General features: G+C 43.3%; 13 protein-coding genes, 5 tRNA genes and 1 pseudogene. 5 read left to right on the top strand and 14 right to left on the bottom strand.

Features of this window, described 5'->3' with window-relative positions:
- Nucleotides 1-2: 2 nt before the first annotated feature.
- From AC1IR0_RS01280 to AC1IR0_RS01265, 4 genes are all read left to right on the top strand, one after another.
- The gene (locus AC1IR0_RS01280) at nucleotides 3-1,844 is read left to right on the top strand and encodes an extracellular solute-binding protein (protein ID WP_479741117.1); all 1,842 of its coding nucleotides are present in this window, start codon (nucleotides 3-5) and stop codon (nucleotides 1,842-1,844) included.
- 24 nt (nucleotides 1,845-1,868) lie between these two features.
- Nucleotides 1,869-2,915: a microcin C ABC transporter permease YejB gene (yejB, locus tag AC1IR0_RS01275; RefSeq protein WP_479741116.1), complete on the top strand. Its 1,047-nt coding sequence runs from the start codon at nucleotides 1,869-1,871 to the stop codon at nucleotides 2,913-2,915.
- Nucleotides 2,915-3,925, top strand: a complete 1,011-nt coding sequence (locus AC1IR0_RS01270) for an ABC transporter permease (protein WP_479741115.1) — start codon at nucleotides 2,915-2,917, stop codon at nucleotides 3,923-3,925. Before yejB ends, AC1IR0_RS01270 begins: the two co-directional genes overlap by 1 nt.
- A gap of 130 nt (nucleotides 3,926-4,055) precedes the next feature.
- Nucleotides 4,056-5,300, top strand: a complete 1,245-nt coding sequence (locus AC1IR0_RS01265) for an NADH:flavin oxidoreductase/NADH oxidase family protein (RefSeq protein ID WP_479741114.1) — start codon at nucleotides 4,056-4,058, stop codon at nucleotides 5,298-5,300.
- A 65-nt stretch (nucleotides 5,301-5,365) separates the two neighbouring features.
- On the opposite strand, the gene AC1IR0_RS01260 is transcribed toward AC1IR0_RS01265, so the two are convergent.
- From AC1IR0_RS01260 to pyrC, 14 genes and pseudogenes are all read right to left on the bottom strand, one after another.
- Nucleotides 5,366-6,787 (bottom strand): iron-containing redox enzyme family protein, encoded by a 1,422-nt coding sequence (locus tag AC1IR0_RS01260; RefSeq protein ID WP_253146168.1) that lies wholly within the window; start codon nucleotides 6,785-6,787, stop codon nucleotides 5,366-5,368.
- Between the two features lie 308 nt (nucleotides 6,788-7,095).
- Nucleotides 7,096-7,171: transfer RNA gene (locus tag AC1IR0_RS01255), tRNA-Glu, on the bottom strand.
- Nucleotides 7,172-7,217: 46 nt separating this feature from the next.
- Nucleotides 7,218-7,293 (bottom strand) — tRNA-Glu (locus AC1IR0_RS01250).
- A 24-nt stretch (nucleotides 7,294-7,317) separates the two neighbouring features.
- Nucleotides 7,318-7,393 (bottom strand) — tRNA-Glu (locus tag AC1IR0_RS01245).
- 131 nt (nucleotides 7,394-7,524) lie between these two features.
- Nucleotides 7,525-8,436, bottom strand: a complete 912-nt coding sequence (locus AC1IR0_RS01240) for an alpha/beta fold hydrolase (protein WP_479741113.1) — start codon at nucleotides 8,434-8,436, stop codon at nucleotides 7,525-7,527.
- 245 nt (nucleotides 8,437-8,681) lie between these two features.
- Nucleotides 8,682-9,574, bottom strand: a pseudogene (locus AC1IR0_RS01235) (alpha/beta fold hydrolase).
- Nucleotides 9,575-9,656: 82 nt separating this feature from the next.
- Nucleotides 9,657-11,069, bottom strand: coding sequence for an amino acid permease (locus AC1IR0_RS01230; protein ID WP_479741112.1), 1,413 nt, complete (start codon nucleotides 11,067-11,069; stop codon nucleotides 9,657-9,659).
- A gap of 114 nt (nucleotides 11,070-11,183) precedes the next feature.
- Nucleotides 11,184-11,259, bottom strand: a tRNA-Glu gene (locus AC1IR0_RS01225).
- Between the two features lie 177 nt (nucleotides 11,260-11,436).
- Nucleotides 11,437-11,595, bottom strand: coding sequence for a hypothetical protein (locus AC1IR0_RS01220; RefSeq protein ID WP_479741111.1), 159 nt, complete (start codon nucleotides 11,593-11,595; stop codon nucleotides 11,437-11,439).
- Nucleotides 11,596-11,676: 81 nt separating this feature from the next.
- Nucleotides 11,677-11,955 (bottom strand): hypothetical protein, encoded by a 279-nt coding sequence (locus AC1IR0_RS01215; RefSeq protein ID WP_252513908.1) that lies wholly within the window; start codon nucleotides 11,953-11,955, stop codon nucleotides 11,677-11,679.
- 194 nt (nucleotides 11,956-12,149) lie between these two features.
- Complete coding sequence (locus tag AC1IR0_RS01210; protein WP_479741110.1) at nucleotides 12,150-14,201, bottom strand: TonB-dependent receptor plug domain-containing protein; 2,052 nt, start codon at nucleotides 14,199-14,201, stop codon at nucleotides 12,150-12,152.
- Nucleotides 14,202-14,360: 159 nt separating this feature from the next.
- A tRNA-Glu gene (locus AC1IR0_RS01205) sits at nucleotides 14,361-14,436 on the bottom strand.
- A 20-nt stretch (nucleotides 14,437-14,456) separates the two neighbouring features.
- Nucleotides 14,457-15,116 (bottom strand): ribonuclease T, encoded by a 660-nt coding sequence (rnt, locus tag AC1IR0_RS01200; RefSeq protein WP_479741109.1) that lies wholly within the window; start codon nucleotides 15,114-15,116, stop codon nucleotides 14,457-14,459.
- Nucleotides 15,101-16,135 (bottom strand): dihydroorotase, encoded by a 1,035-nt coding sequence (pyrC, locus tag AC1IR0_RS01195; RefSeq protein ID WP_004279558.1) that lies wholly within the window; start codon nucleotides 16,133-16,135, stop codon nucleotides 15,101-15,103. Before pyrC ends, rnt begins: the two co-directional genes overlap by 16 nt.
- A 152-nt stretch (nucleotides 16,136-16,287) precedes the next feature.
- Here pyrC and AC1IR0_RS01190 point away from each other — a divergent pair, with 152 nt between their 5' ends.
- Complete coding sequence (locus AC1IR0_RS01190; RefSeq protein WP_184412560.1) at nucleotides 16,288-17,559, top strand: GGDEF domain-containing protein; 1,272 nt, start codon at nucleotides 16,288-16,290, stop codon at nucleotides 17,557-17,559.
- Nucleotides 17,560-17,578: the final 19 nt, after the last annotated feature.

Here is a 17,578-nt window from a genome sequence, read left to right as displayed (position 1 = left end):
TCATGAGATTCGCTCATTTATTTAAAACTTTCAGGTTGATCTGGCTAGCCCCGCTGCTCGTGAGTAGCAGTTGGGCAGCCCTGATCACCACCCCATATATCGCGCTATATAACCAGCCGAAATATGCCCAGGCCAAATCCCTGCCTTATGCCAATCCGCAAGCAACGAAAGGCGGTACGCTGATTCTAGCAGCTGATGGCAGTTTCGATAATTTAAACAGCATGAATGGCAAGGGCAATGTCACTGAAGGGGGCAACTATATTTTTGACAGTTTGCTGTCCAAGTCACTGGATGAGCCCGGTGTGTACTATCCTTTGCTGGCGGAAAAAGTCAGTTTTGACCCCAAGAAAACTGCCTTTATTATTTTTCATTTAAATCCCAAAGCACGGTTTAGCAATGGCCAGCCGGTGACTGCACAAGATGTCAAATACAGTTTTGAGTTGTTTCAGACCCAGTCCAATTTTGGCCTGCAAATGTATCTAGCTGATTTAAACCGGCTGGAAGTCCTGTCACCTTTACAGGTCAAAATGCATTTTAAATCCGGACATAATCCGGAAATGGCGATGATTGTCGCGCAGATGCCCATTTATTCTAAACAGGAATGGCAAAAGCGTAATTTTAAAGAATTGACGCTGAAACCGATGCTGGGTTCAGGGCCTTATGTCATTGAACACATAGATGCTGGACGTAGTATTAGCTACAAACGTAATCCCGGATACTGGGGAAAAGACTTGATGGTCAACCGCGGGCGTTATAATTTTGACCGGATCAAGTATCGTTATTATCGTAGTCCTGAAATCAAGTTCGAAGCTTTCAAGTCGGGCCAATTTACCTTGCATGAGGAAAAACAGGTCAACCGCTGGGTGAAAGACTACCAGTTTCCCGCCGTTCGGCAAGGACAGGTGCAGCGTTACCGCTTTCAGCATCACAACCCGATTCCGACCCATAGTCTGATATTCAATACCCGCCGTCAGCCTTTTGCCGATATCCGTTTCCGCCAAGCCTTGAGTTTTGCCTATGACTTTGAATGGCTGAATAAAGCCATGTTCTATGGTGAATATCAGCGCCTGAACAGCTTTTTTTCCAATAGCGAGCTTGCATCTCATGGACGGCCAGGCATTCAAGAACTGCACATTTTAAAACCCCATTTAAAGCAGCTTGATCCGGTTCAACGTCAGGCTGTACTGCAGGACTGGAAATATCCTCAGTCAGATGCCTCCGGTTTTAACCGGAACAATCTGTTAAAAGCCCGTCAATTGCTATTAAAGGCAGGCTATCGTTATCAACAGGGGAAGTTGGTCAATGCTGCGGGTCAACCGGTACAGATTGAGTTCCTGTTGCATCAGGCGGAGCAACAGCGTGATCTGATGCCATATCTACGTCATTTAAAACGCTTGGGCATTCAGGCCAGCATTCGTATGGTAGAAACCGCGCAATATTATGAACGGCTGCGGAATTATCAGTTTGATATGATTGTCGATACCATGCCGCAATCCCTGACTCCGGGGCAGGAGCAGAAACAGTTCTGGGGCAGTCAGGCCGCCACGCAGCCAGGTAATTATAATTATGCCGGCATTCGAAATCCGGCCATTGATGCTGTCATTCAGCAGGTGACTCAGGCTCAAAACCGTGAACAGCTGGTGAATAGTACCCGAGCATTAGACCGTTTACTGCGTGCAGGCTATTATCATATTCTGACTTATGGTACGGGCGAATACTGGTATGCTTACTGGAATATATATCAGCAGCCGCAACGAAAACCTAAACTCTCCGCCGGGATTGATTACTGGTGGGTCGATGCGGCAAAGGCCAGACATGTGGCTGATTATTTCAAACAGCATTAAGCTCCAAGCCTATCAGGGAGTGCCATGAGCACTTATATTCTCAAACGTCTGTTGCTGATGATTCCAACCTTGCTGATCATTTTGCTGATCAATTTTATGGTGATCCAGCTGGCCCCCGGTGGTCCGGTGGAGCAGGCGATTTATCAGGCGCAACAGGTGAATGGTTTGGCGCATACCGGATTGCAGTATCAGGGAAAGCAAGGTCTCACACCGGAGATGCTTGAGCAGATCAATATCCAGTACGGCTTTGACCAGCCGCTGCATATCCGCTTTTGGGAAATGGTAGCGCGTTATGCGCAGTTTGATCTGGGGCAGAGTTTTTTCAAAGACAAGCCTGTGACTGAACTCATTTGGGAAAAATTGCCAGTATCGCTTTCTTTAGGCTTGTGGAGTACCTTGCTGATTTATCTGGTCTCCATTCCTTTAGGGATCAGTAAAGCCCGCAAACATGGCAGTCTGTTTGATCAGACCACCTCTCTAATGTTGGCCGTGGGCTATGCCATTCCAGCCTTTATTTTTGCCATTTTACTTATCGTTTTTTTTGCTGGCGGGTCTTATCTGCACTGGTTTCCCTTGCAGGGCATTCGCTCTGAAAATTTTGCTGAACTCTCATTCTTTGCGAAAATTCATGATTATTTCTGGCATATGGCCTTGCCGCTGTTGGCCATGGTGCTCGGCGGATTTGCCAGTTTGACCTATCTGGTCAAATTTTCTTTTGTGGAAGAGCTGAGCAAACAATATGTCCTGGCTGCGCGAGCCAAAGGTTTAACTGAACATGCAGTGCTGTATCGGCATGTATTCCGGAATGCCATTTTAGTGCTTATCGCAGGTTTGCCCGAAGTTCTGATCGGGGTGTTTTTCGTGGGCAACCTGTTCATCGAGATTATCTTTAATCTGGATGGCTTGGGTGTTTTAGGCTTTGAGGCGATTATTCAGCGTGACTATCCGGTGATTTTTGGTACTTTGTTTATCTTTACCTTGCTCGGTCTGATACTGCGTTTACTCAGCGATTTGCTCTATCAACTGATTGATCCAAGGATTCATTTCAGTTCACGTCGAGGATCACAATAATGTCTTCCTTGATGCAAGCACGCTGGCAACGTTTTAAGCAGCATAAGCTGGGCTTTAGCTGCTTCATTATTTTCAGTGCTATTTTCATCATTTCCTTGGGTGCAGAACTAATTGCTAACGATAAGCCCTTGCTGGTGAAATATGATCATGCTTTTTATCTGCCCATCCTGAAATCCTATCCGGAAACCACGTTTGGTGGAGTATTTGAGACAGAAGCAGAATATAAAGATCCCGTTGTACAGCAACTGATTGCAGAAAAAGGCTGGGCGATCTGGCCCATCATTCCGTTTTCCTATCAAACGCCAAATTTTGAACTGGCTAAACCAGTGCCTTCGCCCCCGAGTGCGCAAAACTGGCTGGGAACAGATGACCAGGGCCGTGACGTTCTGGCACGGATTCTATATGGCTTAAGGATTTCATTACTGTTTGGTTTTGCTCTGACTTTATTGTCTGCAGCGTTGGGAATTTTAGCAGGGGCAATTCAGGGTTATTATGGTGGATGGATTGACCTGATCGGGCAACGCATACTCGAAGTCTGGAGCGGTTTGCCGATGCTGTTTATGGTGATGGTACTGGTCAGTCTGTTTACCCCGAGTATTTACTGGCTATTTCTGATCATGCTGTTATTTGGCTGGACCACACTGGTGAGTATGGTGCGCGCTGAGTTTTTGCGCGCCAGAAATCTGGAATATGTCTGGGCAGCAAAAAGTATCGGGGCCGGGGATGGACGGATCATGTTCAAACATATTCTCCCCAATGTGATAGGTTCTAGCCTGTCACAGTTACCTTTTATGCTAACCGCCAATATTACTGCACTGACAGCGCTGGATTTTTTAGGGTATGGTTTGCCACCCGATTCGGCATCCCTAGGGGAACTCTTGCTTCAGGCCAAAAACAACTTAAATGCGCCGTGGCTGGCATTGTCGGGATTCTTTAGTTTGGCGATTGTACTGAGTTTGCTGATCTATATGGGAGAAGCAGTACGGGATGCTTTTGATCCAAGAAACTAAATCACAAAAATCTTTAACTATGAAAAAATAAGCAGATAAAAATTGTGTAAATTTGACAAGACTGATTGTCAATTGTTCTGGCTTACGTTATAAACGAGTACAAAATAAAAGTAACGTATCAGGACAGATCATGACTCAATTGGCCGATTCCATTCAAATTCGCAATATCACTTTTAAAAACCGCATCATTAAAGGTGCCATGAGTGAAGCACTGGCCAATGATGCCGGCCAACCCAATCAGGCGCATTTCAAGTTGTATGAAGCATGGGCCGAAGGTGGCTTGGGTTGTGCTATTACGGGTAATGTCATGGTGGATTATCGTGCCAAGAATGAACCGGGCGTCGTAGTGGTAGAAACAGAACGCGATCTGGCGCAGCTCAAAGTCTGGGCTGACGTAGGCAAACAACATGATATGGTACAACTGGTCCAGTTGTCACATCCGGGGCGTCAGTGTCCCAAAGGTCTGAATAAAGAAACGGTTGCACCGTCCGCAGTCCCATTTAGTCCGGCTTTGGCCATGAGCTTTGGAACCCCACGGGAATTGCGTGAAGATGAAATCCTGGATATTATCCAGCGCTTTGCCACTTCGGCTGCCATCTGTGAAAAAGCAGGATTTGAGGGGGTGCAGTTACATGGTGCACATGGTTATCTGATCAGTCAGTTTCTGTCACCGCTGACCAATAAGCGGCAGGATCAATGGGGTGGTAGTATTGAGAATCGTACCCGTTTCTTGCTGCAAACCTATCAGGCTGTTCGTGCTGCGACTTCGGAAAATTTTATTATTTCGGTTAAGCTGAATTCAGCTGATTTCCAGCGCGGCGGTATTAGCGAAGAAGATGTCATCTATGTCTTTAAAGCGATGGACGCGGCAGGCATTGATATCATTGAAGTGTCAGGTGGTAGCTATGAAGCACCTGCGATGGCCGGCGTGAAAGCAGACAAGCGCAAGGCCTCGACCATTGCTCGTGAAGCCTATTTCCTCGATTTTGCCGAAAAAATCCGTCAGGAAGTGAAGTGCCATATCATGGTCACTGGTGGATTCCGAACTGTTGAAGGCATGAATGCCGCGCTTGACAGTGGTGCTTGTGATTTTGTCGGGATTGCACGTCCCTTTGCGGTAGAACCTGACTTGGGCAATCGTCTGGTTGCAGGGCATGATGTACGTTATGCGGTTGAGAAAATTAAAACCGGTATTCCAATGGTCGACAAGATGGCGATTATGGAAATCATCTGGTATGCCGCGCAGTTTAAGGAAATTGCCAAAGGCAAGCAGCCTAATCCGAAACTGTCACCACTAAAAGTCTTTTTGCAGTATCTGAAAGGCAATGTCAAAGCGGTGATCAAGGGACAATTAAACTCGCGAAAATCGGCTTAATTTATATTAAAAAAAACCGGACACTGCAAATGTCCGGTTTTTTAATTTCTGGCACTAGGGGTGCTTTAGGAATAATGCATCGCCTGGGTCTGAAAAGGAAATAATAACTGGCTTAACTGACGAGTCGCCCACAAGCCTATTTCGGTGTGATGCATATGCGGTGCAGTATAAGGAATCAGTAAATCAATTTTCTGTTCAGCACCTTCACAGCGTATGAAACGGCTTTTTAACTGATTTAAGCGCTGCTGGTCCATGCGGCTCATTGTAGGTTCAATTTTTGCCTGTGAAGGAGTTGCACTACGTGACGATAGGCGAGTTGCTAAGCCTGCCCCCTGAATCCAGTCTCTAATAATCTGTTTTTCGGTCGCATTAAAGACCCCAAACATTTTACCTTCCGGATGATCTATCATTTTCCAGAAACGGCTTTGTTCCACTGGTGCATCTTTTACGATCCAGCCTTTTTCAATCATGACCTGCAAAAACTCGGCAATCTGGGCAGGATCGGATAACCAGTCATTGATGGTCTTGCCACTAAACTGGCATTTCTGATTATGAATATATTGACCAATCAGCGCTTTATTCTGGAACACTTTTAAAGCCATCTGTTCAATGTCCAGTTCCTTAATAATCTGAGAAGAACTTTTGCCGATGTCATTCAGGACATAGCCTTTTTTAATCAGCTCCAGATAAGTTTCCGGGTTTTCTGCATGATTAAAATGCTGGATAAATGCTTGCAGGGATTTCTGCGCATGACCATTGTGAGCATTATCAATAGTAATGTGCACATTGAAATAATGTGGATCGATACCCAGTTCAGCCAGTTCATAATTGGTGATTAACAGATGCAGCGGTAACTGTTCATAGCCGAGATTAAAGCCAATGACCAAAGGTAGGTATTTGGCCGGGGCATAAGCCAGTGCGAGCTGTACGGCAGCCTGTTCGTAGTAACTGTCATCCAAATGCTCGGCATAACTGTTCAGCTCATAATGACTCAACAGGTCCTGATACATGGTGACATGATTGGCACGCGGATGCCCTAAACCAAGCTCTTCGAGATAGATGTAAATCAAATCTTTCAACTCGGGCTGATTACAGTTTGGCACGGTTGAATACAACCAAGCACCATCGACCAGTTTAACCGGTGCAACTTTCGCCAGGAATTCGAAAGCATGAGAAACCGTCGGAAAATATTCCCGGGGCTGTTGCTGTTTCCGGCGATTGACATAGGTCTGGAAAGTCGCACAAACCTGATGATGTTGTTCTAAAAGATGCTGTTCAACCTGTGCAGGCTGATCCAACCATCCGAGAGTATCAATATTTAAATTTTTAATCAGATCGCTCAAATAAGAGTCGGCTTTTTCGGTTTTGGTATATGTCGAAATTTCAGTATCTTGAAAAAAGTCGACCCAATCCTTAAAGCTTTTAATTTGATAATTATGATTTTTATTTGGCGATAAAGGTAAACTTAGCTCTGTGCTGACGAACATAATCTGATCCTTGCAGATTTCTCTTGATTTACCTTAACGTGCCCTCTAAAAGCAGGGTGTTGAATTTTTGTTCTAATTTATTGGTGTATTGCTTTAAATGAAAATGAACGGATATTTCTATGCATAGAAATGTTAAAACAATACAAATTGTAAAATTAAGAATGGGATGGCACCCCCCAGAAAGAGAGCTAGATTTGAACGAATGATAAAAACAGGGTTTAAAGATTCGAGAAATAAAATTTGCAAGATAAAAAAAAGCCCGAGTCGCAATGCTCGGGCTTTTTGTTGAGATGTTGCCATCTCGAATATGGCGTCCCTACGGGGATTCGAACCCCGGTTACCGCCGTGAAAGGGCGATGTCCTAGGCCTCTAGACGATAGGGACAGTACAGAAGATAAATTTTAAAACCGCTACTTTTAGCTTGAAGTAATGGCGTCCCTACGGGGATTCGAACCCCGGTTACCGCCGTGAAAGGGCGATGTCCTAGGCCTCTAGACGATAGGGACTTAATAAAATGTACTTCTGAAAATTGGCGTCCCTACGGGGATTCGAACCCCGGTTACCGCCGTGAAAGGGCGATGTCCTAGGCCTCTAGACGATAGGGACGTTTCAGAGGTGGGCGTATAATAGGGTGAAAACAGAGGGGTGTCAAACGCATTTCCATAAAAAAAATGATTTTCTGGATTGAGTGCGTAAATTTAAAACAATCTTGTGGAAATACTTGAAAATTACATGGTTTAAGCTGGATTTTTAAGCAATTCCAGAATTGCTTTTACCACCTGCGGATGCAGTAAATAGCCGGTAATGTCATGCGGGCGGTGAATATGGGTACGAATGCCGTGGTTAATAATGGCGGGTTGAAACTGAAATGGCGGTTGTGTAAGAGGAAAGGCGGTAAGAAAATCATCAGTTGAATAGAAATTTATCCAGTCGCCTGTAATTGCAGCAGGTCGGACAATGGGTTGCGGTAAATGTGACTGGATCACCTGGAAGGCTAATGGCGATCCGAGGGTAATAAAACGCTGTACATTCAGTCCAGGATGCTGAATAAGATAATTATAGGCAATCACACTGCCCAGAGAATGAGCAATCACAATACAAGGTTTGCGACCATTCAATTGCCGGGCAATCCGTTCATGAACTTCCTTCATGAAAGCAGGATTGTCGAGATACAGATAGGTTTCAATCAGAAATTTTTGAAGCAGGCTCCGATGCAAACTGGGAAAATAATTCAGCAATAATACAAAGTCTCGCAGTGCAACATTTTTGCTTAGCGTAGTAATAAATTTGAATTTCTGTTTGAAATCCATCGGCTCATTCAGATGAAGCTGAGGAAGATCTGAAATCACGGGCTTGCGCCAGCCAGGACGTGGAACTGGTGCAGGAAGCTGAGGATGGACAGGTTGACGGAAACGAAAGCTGGGCCATTGCTGGGGCATTAAGGTGCCAGCATTCAGGATGTTGCGAACGTTATAGTGTGAAAGCAAGTCTCCATAAAATGGAATGTGAATATGACGTCGTAAATAACTAAATCTGGCATCATGACGGTGTTTGCGAATGCCTTTTTGAAGTATATGCAGCCAGCGCTGGCGAATCGATGCAGCACTGTGATGTTGCTGGTTCATTCCATGAATAAAAATAACTTTCATCGATACCTCACGGAGGTCGATCTATATATTCACAGTATAGAGAAAATTGCGGCAAGCCAAGCTGCACTTTTTGTGGCGTTAATGTGTAAATTATCTTTGATAAAACAATCATTAACACACATCCGTATATTTATAAAAAAGGCAGAAAAAGCAGTAAATTGGTAGGTTTGGATGAAAGATTTTACTGAATAGAAGAAGAATATGAATGGAACGGTAAAAGTTGAATTTAGAGTTTGACGTGAGTCTTATAGCAATTCCAGTAGCGCTTTAATGACGTCTGGATGCTGAATATAACCATCAATATCATGCGGATGATAAATGGAGGTATGAATCTCCTGATTAATAATCGCAGGCTGAAGCTGGAAGGGTGGTTCTGATAATGGAAAGGCAGTCAGAAAGTCATCGCTACAATAGAAATTTATCCAATCGCCTGAAATTGCAGCAGGTCGTACAATCGGTTGCGGCAGATGAGCCTGGATGACCCGAAATGCCAACGGTGATCCAAGAGTAATAAAACGCTTGATATTCAGCTCCGGATGCTGAATCAAATAATTATAGGCAATCACGCTGCCAAGCGAATGTGCCACCAGAATCTGTGGCCTGCTGCTATAGAGTTGATCATGAATGCGGCGGTGAACTTCCTGCATAAAATCCGGGTTGGCCAAATAAAGATAAGTTTCCAGCAAAACTTATGCAAAAAGCTGGCATGTAAGCTGGGAAAATAATTGATGAGTACCGCAAAATCCCGCAAGGCAATATCTTTGCTTAATGCTGTAATGAATTTCAGTTTTTGATTGAAATTCAGGACATCATCAATATTCGACTGCGGGACGTCACAAATTTGATAGGTACACTGGTCTGGTGGCGATGCCGGTTGCAGCTGTGCGGGATGTAAAAAAGGGAAATGCGGCCACTGTTGCGGCATCAGGGTGCTGGCATTCAAGACGTTATGAAAATGATGCCGAGAAAGTAAATCGCCATAAAAAGGGATACGGATATGCCGTTTTAAATAAGTAAAACGGGCTTGCTGTTGTAGGTTTTTCTGAAGGCCTGTTTTGAAGAGATGCAGCCAATGTTGACGTAATGAAGTAGCCGTATATTGTTGCTTGTTCATGCTGTGAATAAACACAATTTTCATCGACGCACCCTTAAGGCTGCCCACTATGGTTATATTATAGATAAAAAAAGAGCGGCCGGAGCCGCTCTTTTAAAACTGATGATTAAGACTTGTTGTGATAAAAGGCATAATAACTTGCATAACACGCTGCAATAAATAGCAGACAGCCTATGAAGCTGATACGCATTGATGGATCAAAGACCATACTGATACAGGTAATAAAACAGAACACAAAGCCCAGGATTGGTACAATCGGGAACAATGGTGCAGCAAAGCCCAGTTCTTTGGCCGTATGACCCTGTTTATACCATTGACGACGGAAGTTGAACTGGCTTAAGCAAATACTCATCCAGACCACCACCATGGTAAACGCTGCAACGCCCAGCAAGTTGGTAAAGATCGTCTCTGGCGCAAACTGTTCAGACAATAAACCTGGCAATGCACCTAGCATAGTCACCATGACTGCAATATACGGTACACCGCGAGCATTCAGTCTTGAGATTACGGCAGGCAACTGTTTGCTGTATGACAATGACCACATCATACGAGAAGCAGCAAATAGACCTGAGTTGGCAGCAGACAACAATGCAGTGATAATTACAAAGCGGATGATGTCTTCAGCATATGGGATACCAATGTGCTGGAATACGGTTACGAATGGACTGCTACTCACGCCTTCAGCAGCTAAGCCTGCTTCCTGATGCGGAAGTAAGGCTGTTACCACGATAATGGTACCTACAAAGAAAATTAATAAGCGGAAAATCGCAGTATTAATTGCTTTAGGAACATTTTTCGCAGGATCTTCAGTTTCACCGGCAGCCACACCAATCAGCTCGGTACCAGAGAAGGCAAAGTTCACAATCAGCATCGTAGCAAAAATCGGGAATAGACCTTCAGGGAACCAGCCTTGTGCAGTTAGATTGGTAAATAAAGGCGCAGCTTCATAGCCTTGATAGCCCAGAACACCAAAGATGGCCAATAGACCTAAAAGAATAAAAGCAACAACCGTGACCACTTTTACCAGTGCCAGCCAGAATTCGGATTCGGCAAACCAGCGGGTCGAAATCATATTGAGACTAAATACGAATACACCAAAGATAATGGTCCATAACCACATAGAAATGTCCGGGAACCATTCCTGCATCAGCAAAGCCGCTGCAGTAAATTCAGTTCCGAGAGTGACCGACCATGTCAGCCAGTATAACCAGGTGATGGTATAGCCTGTGCCTGGTCCAATATAACGTTTGGCATAAGCACCAAATGAACCAGATTCTGGCATATGAACGGCAAGTTCGCCCAAACATAGCATCACCATGTACGCGATAATACCGCCCAGGAGATAAGCGAGAATGGCACCTACAGGCCCCGTTTGTGCAATGACTTCACCCGACCCTAAGAATAGGCCTGTTCCGATTGCGCCACCAAGCGAAATCATGACCAGATGTCGAGTACTCATAGCGCGTTTTAAAGGCGCAGAATTGCCCTGATGCGTAGCATCATTCGGAGATGAGTGCATAGGAAATAAGAAATACTTCAAAGGAATGAAGCGAGCTATTGTAGTGAAAAACTACAAATCTGCAATCGAATAATGGTAATTTCGAATAAGGTCTGATCGTATGAGATCAATAGATGGCGTCCCTACGGGGATTCGAACCCCGGTTACCGCCGTGAAAGGGCGATGTCCTAGGCCTCTAGACGATAGGGACGTTGCGAGGTGATGCGTATATTAAGGACTAAGCCGGGTTTTGTCAAAAGGGTTTTTGCTAAAATTCATTTAACAGTTTAAACATTAGGCAAAACAAAAACTTTATTTTATTAAAATGTTATTTTCTGAACAGATTTCAGGACTATAAAAAATAAATATTTGAAAAGATCACTAAAACTTAGTGATCTGGAGTTTGATATTGCTCAGGCTGAGAGTTTTCAGTTGGCGTTGACACTGTTTCAGTCTCCACAGTGTGGTTATCATCACGGTTGACGATATAGAGATATAGTGCGGATGGGGCTAAAATCAGTAAAACCAGTAAGATCTTTTTTAACATGATACAAAGGCAAAATATGAAATCGCATTAATTATAGCCTAAGCAAATTAAAAAGAGCAGCAGCATGTACCTATTCAGGCTCTAGAATTTAAAAGTAACATCCGCAATAAATTGGCGGCCGATTTCAGTCATCACACGTGGTCTATCATTTGAGGTCGAGCCTGTTGTATAGGTATTCACGCGATTGGTTACATTGTTAATGGTTAAACCAAAAATTGCCCTTAAATCTTTTGAAATTTCCCAATCATAGGTGGTGCGCATATCCCATTTAAATTTGGGTTTAATTTCAGAGGCTAAATAGGTGTCAAGCAGTTCACCTTTATACTCGACTTTGTCATTTTTATTGGAGACTACAACCATATCATCGTAACTGTTTTTATAGCTAAAGAAGTTTGAAATACGTACAGGCAGTGTATCGAATGTAATATCCCAGTTTACTCGTGCGGTCCATGGTTGGTTAAAGTTTGGGGCAGGGCGGTCTGACCAACGGATAATTTGACCATCATAAGAGACCCATTCATCTTGAGTGGCTTGATCATAGGCTGAAGTGTAATCTACATAACTGCGGAAGACTTCACTGTATCAAATCCCAAGGCAAATAAATGTTGGCTATCCCCCAGTGCGATCGGTTGACGATTTTTAAGGGTTAAGGTGTAGATGTCAGCTTTGCCACTTCCATCATTGTTATATTCGTAGAAGAATTTTGATCCATCTAAAGGAGTAACTTTAGTTTTTGATATTTCATCCTGATATTTACGATTGACCCATTTTAGCCCTAGATCCCAATTCTGGATTTGTGTATTCAGGCCTAAAACAGTCTCGTCACTGAAAGGGGTATTGAGCGCTGAACTACGCGCACCGCTGGATAGTGCAGTTTGTGTTTCTACCCAAGTCGCATGTGGGTTTTCACGTGACAGTTTGTAGAGCAAATCATTTTGAATTTCATTCAGCTCTGTACCTAACGTTTGCTGACCATAGTAGCGATTCCACCCAGCGGATAAATGCAATTGATCATTACTAAAGGGTTTGTAAGAGAGACGACTGCGAGGGGAAATATTGATATTACTACTCAAAGAGTCATAATCAGCACGAACACCAAGGCGTGTTGAAAATTGATCATTCCACTGAATATTATCTTCAATAAATATATTTAGGCGATCTTGCTGAGCTTTGATATCACCAGCTTTGTACAGAGTTCCACCAGCGATATATTGTCCATTCCAACCATTTATCGTTAGTTTATCATCACAATATGGGTCACTTTGAAGGCAGGTAGTATCTTTGCCAAGTTCTTTTAAGTTGATCTTTGTCGCGAGTAAAACATCCTCGGCTCGTTTCCACTCAACATGAGCATGGCTATAACCCGCACCTAGAGTCATGTTGTGTTGGGATTGACCAACTTTAAATGGGTCTATATTGGCTTGTAGGTCGTAAGAGAGAACGTCTTGGAGTTGTTTGATTTCTCCCATGATGGCGCCCTCTCGAACTACATCGGTATTATTCCAATCTTTACTTCCTTCGGCGTAGTACCAATGCATACTGTAGTTATTATCTGCAATGCGTTGTGTCGCCGAGTTTTGGAAATTAAGTTTATGTACGAGAGTACCTAGATTGAATTGGTGTTCGAGTTCAGAGAATAATGTAAGTGTTTCGGTTTCAGTGGTACTTCCCGAATCACGATTGCTGTCCACATAGCTCAAACTGTCCAGCAATCCATAATCCAAACCAAACTTCGCTTTGGTTGAGGCGTTTGGTGTATAAAATAATGTTGCACCAAGATTTGAGATATGTCGTTCTTGATCAATTGTTTTAGGTGTTTCAAAGCCACTTTTGACTGGAATAATGGACTCTCTTTGAGAAGCATAAGCATTAAAGCCCCAATCATTCGAGAGCTTCCCATAAATATTGGTGCTTACACCTTGTTTGGTATATTCCTTTTGGTAGTCATCTGTAGGTTCTTCAAATTTACTTTCTTCTAAAGGTGAAATTGAGTTGTAGCGAGCCCAATCACTTTCAGTGTAATCGTAAGTGATAGAACCGTGAATTTTACCTATCTCTGTTTGCGGTGCGCATATTTTAGCATTTATAACACCACCTGTGAATTGACCATAAGCGGCAGACACATTGCTATCTAATACTTCAAGCTCACAAAGTAGGTCAGTGTTCACTGCCATAGCTTGTGCGCCAGTTCCGATATCTTGAAATGTATTTGTGTTTGAATTTGCTGGATTAATAAGTAAGTTGTTGGAAACACCATTCACAATAAAATTGTTTTGGAAGGTTTGTGCGCCATTTATAGAGATTTCGGCAGGTTTAATTTCACCTTGTGAGCCTGCTGCTAACTGTGATTGACTAAACTGCACATTCGGATTCACTTTTAAAAAATCGGTAATGTTCTTTGAGCTATTCGGCGTCTTTTCTAAATCTTCTTTTGAATAAATGGTTTTTCCAACTTCATTTTCTTGCTGAGCTTCGATAATAATTGTGTTGAACTTAATCGTTGTTTCATTGAGAACAGGCTCTTGATAATTTGATTCTTTTGCAAAACTAGATGTTGATAAAGCTGTTAAAACTGTAATAGAAAGTGGGGAATAAGCAAAACGCATGAGAAGGGTTGAATATGCGAAAGATAATGGAAGTGATTATCATTAAATTTAAGAAGGTAATCAATAGTAATGAGAATTATTTTCATTAATTAGTAAAAGCGTAAGACTTGAGCAGCTTAAGATGCTGATCAAAGAAATATAAAGAAGAGAAAAAATAGATGGCGTCCCTACGGGGATTCGAACCCCGGTTACCGCCGTGAAAGGGCGATGTCCTAGGCCTCTAGACGATAGGGACGTTTAGAAGATGGCGGTATCTTATTGATCCGCCACCAGAGTGTCAAACAGGTGAGGTGCGAGTTTGTTTAAAATATAGCAAAACAGTTCAGCGGTCTTCTGCGTATCATATAATGCAGAATGGGCTTCTTTACCATCAAACTCGATTCCAGCTTGGATACAGGACTTCGCCAGTACAGTCTGACCAAACATCACCGCACTTAAAGTCACTGTATCGAAGACAGAAAAACTATGAAACGGGTTCTGGTTTTTGGTCCCGGTACGGGCAATCGCGGCCTGAAGAAAACCTAAATCGAAATGTGCATTGTGTCCGACTAAAACTGCATGGGTACAATTTTGCTGGCGACGCACTTCATTCACCGATTTAAAAATGCGCTTGAGTGCAGTTTTCTCATCTTCGGCCATGGCGATTCGCATTGGATTAGAAGGATCGATCCCAATAAACTCCAGCGAACGTCGGTCGAGGTTTGCCCCTTCGAAAGGATTGATATGTGCATGGTAAGCTTGACCCGGCACAAATTGACCCTCCTCATTATAAACAATCGGAATGGCCGCAATTTCCAGCAATGCATCAGTCTGCGCATTAAAACCTGCAGTCTCGACATCGACAACTACAGGTAAGAATCCACGAAAACGTTGACCAATGATTGGGAGCGTTTCATTTGTCACACTTTTCTCCATTGAATGGTTTTACCAGCATACAGTGGGATAATCTGTTCACCATCCAGATAGTCTAAACTTTCAGGGATTACTTGATCTTCTTTAACCAGGGTAATGGTATTGGTATTACGTGGCAGGCCATAGAAGTCTGCACCAAAATGGCTGGCAAAACCTTCCAGGCGTTCAATTTTACCCACCTGATCAAATGCCTGAGCATACAGCTCAATGGCAGTCGGCGCACTATAACATCCTGCACAGCCACACGCATTTTCTTTTGCATTTTTTGAATGCGGCGCGCTATCTGTTCCCAGGAAAAATTTAGGATTACCGCTGGTTGCGACTTCCAGCAAAGTTTGCTGATGCGTTTGACGTTTTAAAATCGGCAAGCAGTAGAAATGCGGCTTGATCCCACCAACCAGCATGTCATTGCGGTTAAACAATAAATGTTGCGGCGTAATGGTTGCAGCGACATTACGGTCTTGCTCAAGTACAAAGTTTGCTGCTTCGCTGGTGGTGATGTGTTCGAGCACCAGTTTCAGCTTGGGAAATTGTCTGAGTAAGGGAGCCAGCACTTCATCCAGGAAACGCTTTTCACGGTCAAAAATATCGACATGATTATGCGTCACTTCACCATGTAGCAATAAAGGCACTTGGTGTTCTTCAAGCTGTTCAATTACGCCGTAGACTTTGCTCATATCGCTCACACCACTATCGGAGTTGGTGGTCGCACCCGCAGGATAGAGCTTGATGGCATTGACATGCGCAGATTCTTTGATCTTTTTAACTTCGCTTGCCGGGGTGTTGTCAGTGAAATACAGCACCATACGCGGGTCGAAATTTACCCCTTCAGGCACATGTGCCATGATACGTTCACGGTAGGCATTGGCTTCTTCGACAGTTTTAACGGGTGGCACCAGATTTGGCATGCAAATGGCGCGAGAAAACTGCTTGGCTAAATCGGGAACGGTACGTTGAAGTGCTAAACCATCACGCAGGTGAACGTGCCAATCATCTGGCTGGAGAATCGTAATCGTATTCAAGGCAAATTCAGTCGAACAAATAAAACAAATGATAATCCATCTATAGTAAAAATGGTAACGAGAAAGCGCTACAAAATAAGGGATATGTATAAATTAATTTTAAAAAGTATGTTATTTTAAAATTAATAAAAAAATTACATAAATACTTGGCAATGGAATACAAGTACAATCTAGCGAAATTGCAAGATGATAAAGAAGACATAGAACAACTGATTACACGGCAAAGCCAGCGTGTAGGCCCGGTCTTCCCTCAAAATCTGGAACAAGAATTCTGGACCAAAAATCTGGAACGCGCCCGCAAACATGTCGAAAAATATGTGTGGGCTGGAGTACTAGCCTATTTCCTTTTTTTGGTGGTGATGATTCCTACAGATTACTGGAGCATCAGCAAAGAATATTTCGTACATGATTTTGTCCTGTGTATGCTGGGCCTGCTCAATGGTGGCATGTCATTAATCATTTTTTATATATTCTCCTGTTTACCCAAGATCAAGCGCTTTTTTCCGCAGGCTTCGATGCTGTTGGTGTTCTGGATACAGGTGTCAATTTCATGCATTACCATGTCGATTAAAACTGATGCCTTGCAGTATCAGTCCATGGCCATAGTCACGATCGTGTATATCCTGGGTTATATTCTGACCGGTATTAGACCGATTCAGATGCTGGTCACCGGATTACTCGCTGCGGCAACTACTATTCTTGTATTGTTTAGCCTTTCAGTTGAATTTAATCCTATGGTTTTTGGCCGGATTTTAATTGGAAGTTGCTTGCTGGGTTATGTGATTAGCCATATGATTTTTGCCCGTGAACGTGTGATATTTCTCTATAGCATTCGCGCCAGAATCAGTGAGCAGATCCAGCGTATCCATACCAACGAATTATTACATTTGAGTCAGTACGATGAGCTGACCAAGATTTCCAATCGACGGACTTTTGATGAGACGCTGCAAGTCCATTTCGAACGTGCACATCGTGAAGAAACGGCATTGGCAATTCTGTTTATCGATGTAGATTTCTTTAAAAATTACAACGATTTTTATGGGCATCAGAAAGGTGATGATGTCATTTCGACTATTGCCAAAACCATCAAAAATGCGATCCGTCATATGGACTTTGTCGCGCGTTATGGCGGGGAAGAGTTTGTGGTGCTCTTGCCAGAAACGGATGCACATGGTGCTTATGCAGTGGCTTCAAATATTTTTAAGGCGATTGATCGTCTGGAAATTCCACATGAAAAATCCTCGGTTGCGAAACATATCACCATCAGTTTAGGCATTACCGTCTATCGTGGTGAAGATGATATTGATAAAGACGCCTTATTGGGAATCGCGGATCAGGCGCTATATCGTGCCAAACAGCTTGGACGCAACCAGATTTATTATCAGTCCATTCGTTCAGTCAATTCAGATATCGCAAATGGTTAGAGATTATTACAATCAATAA

It is taken from the genome of Acinetobacter sp. 129952, assembly GCF_056642055.1.
This window is presented reverse-complemented; position numbering and strand designations above follow the sequence as displayed.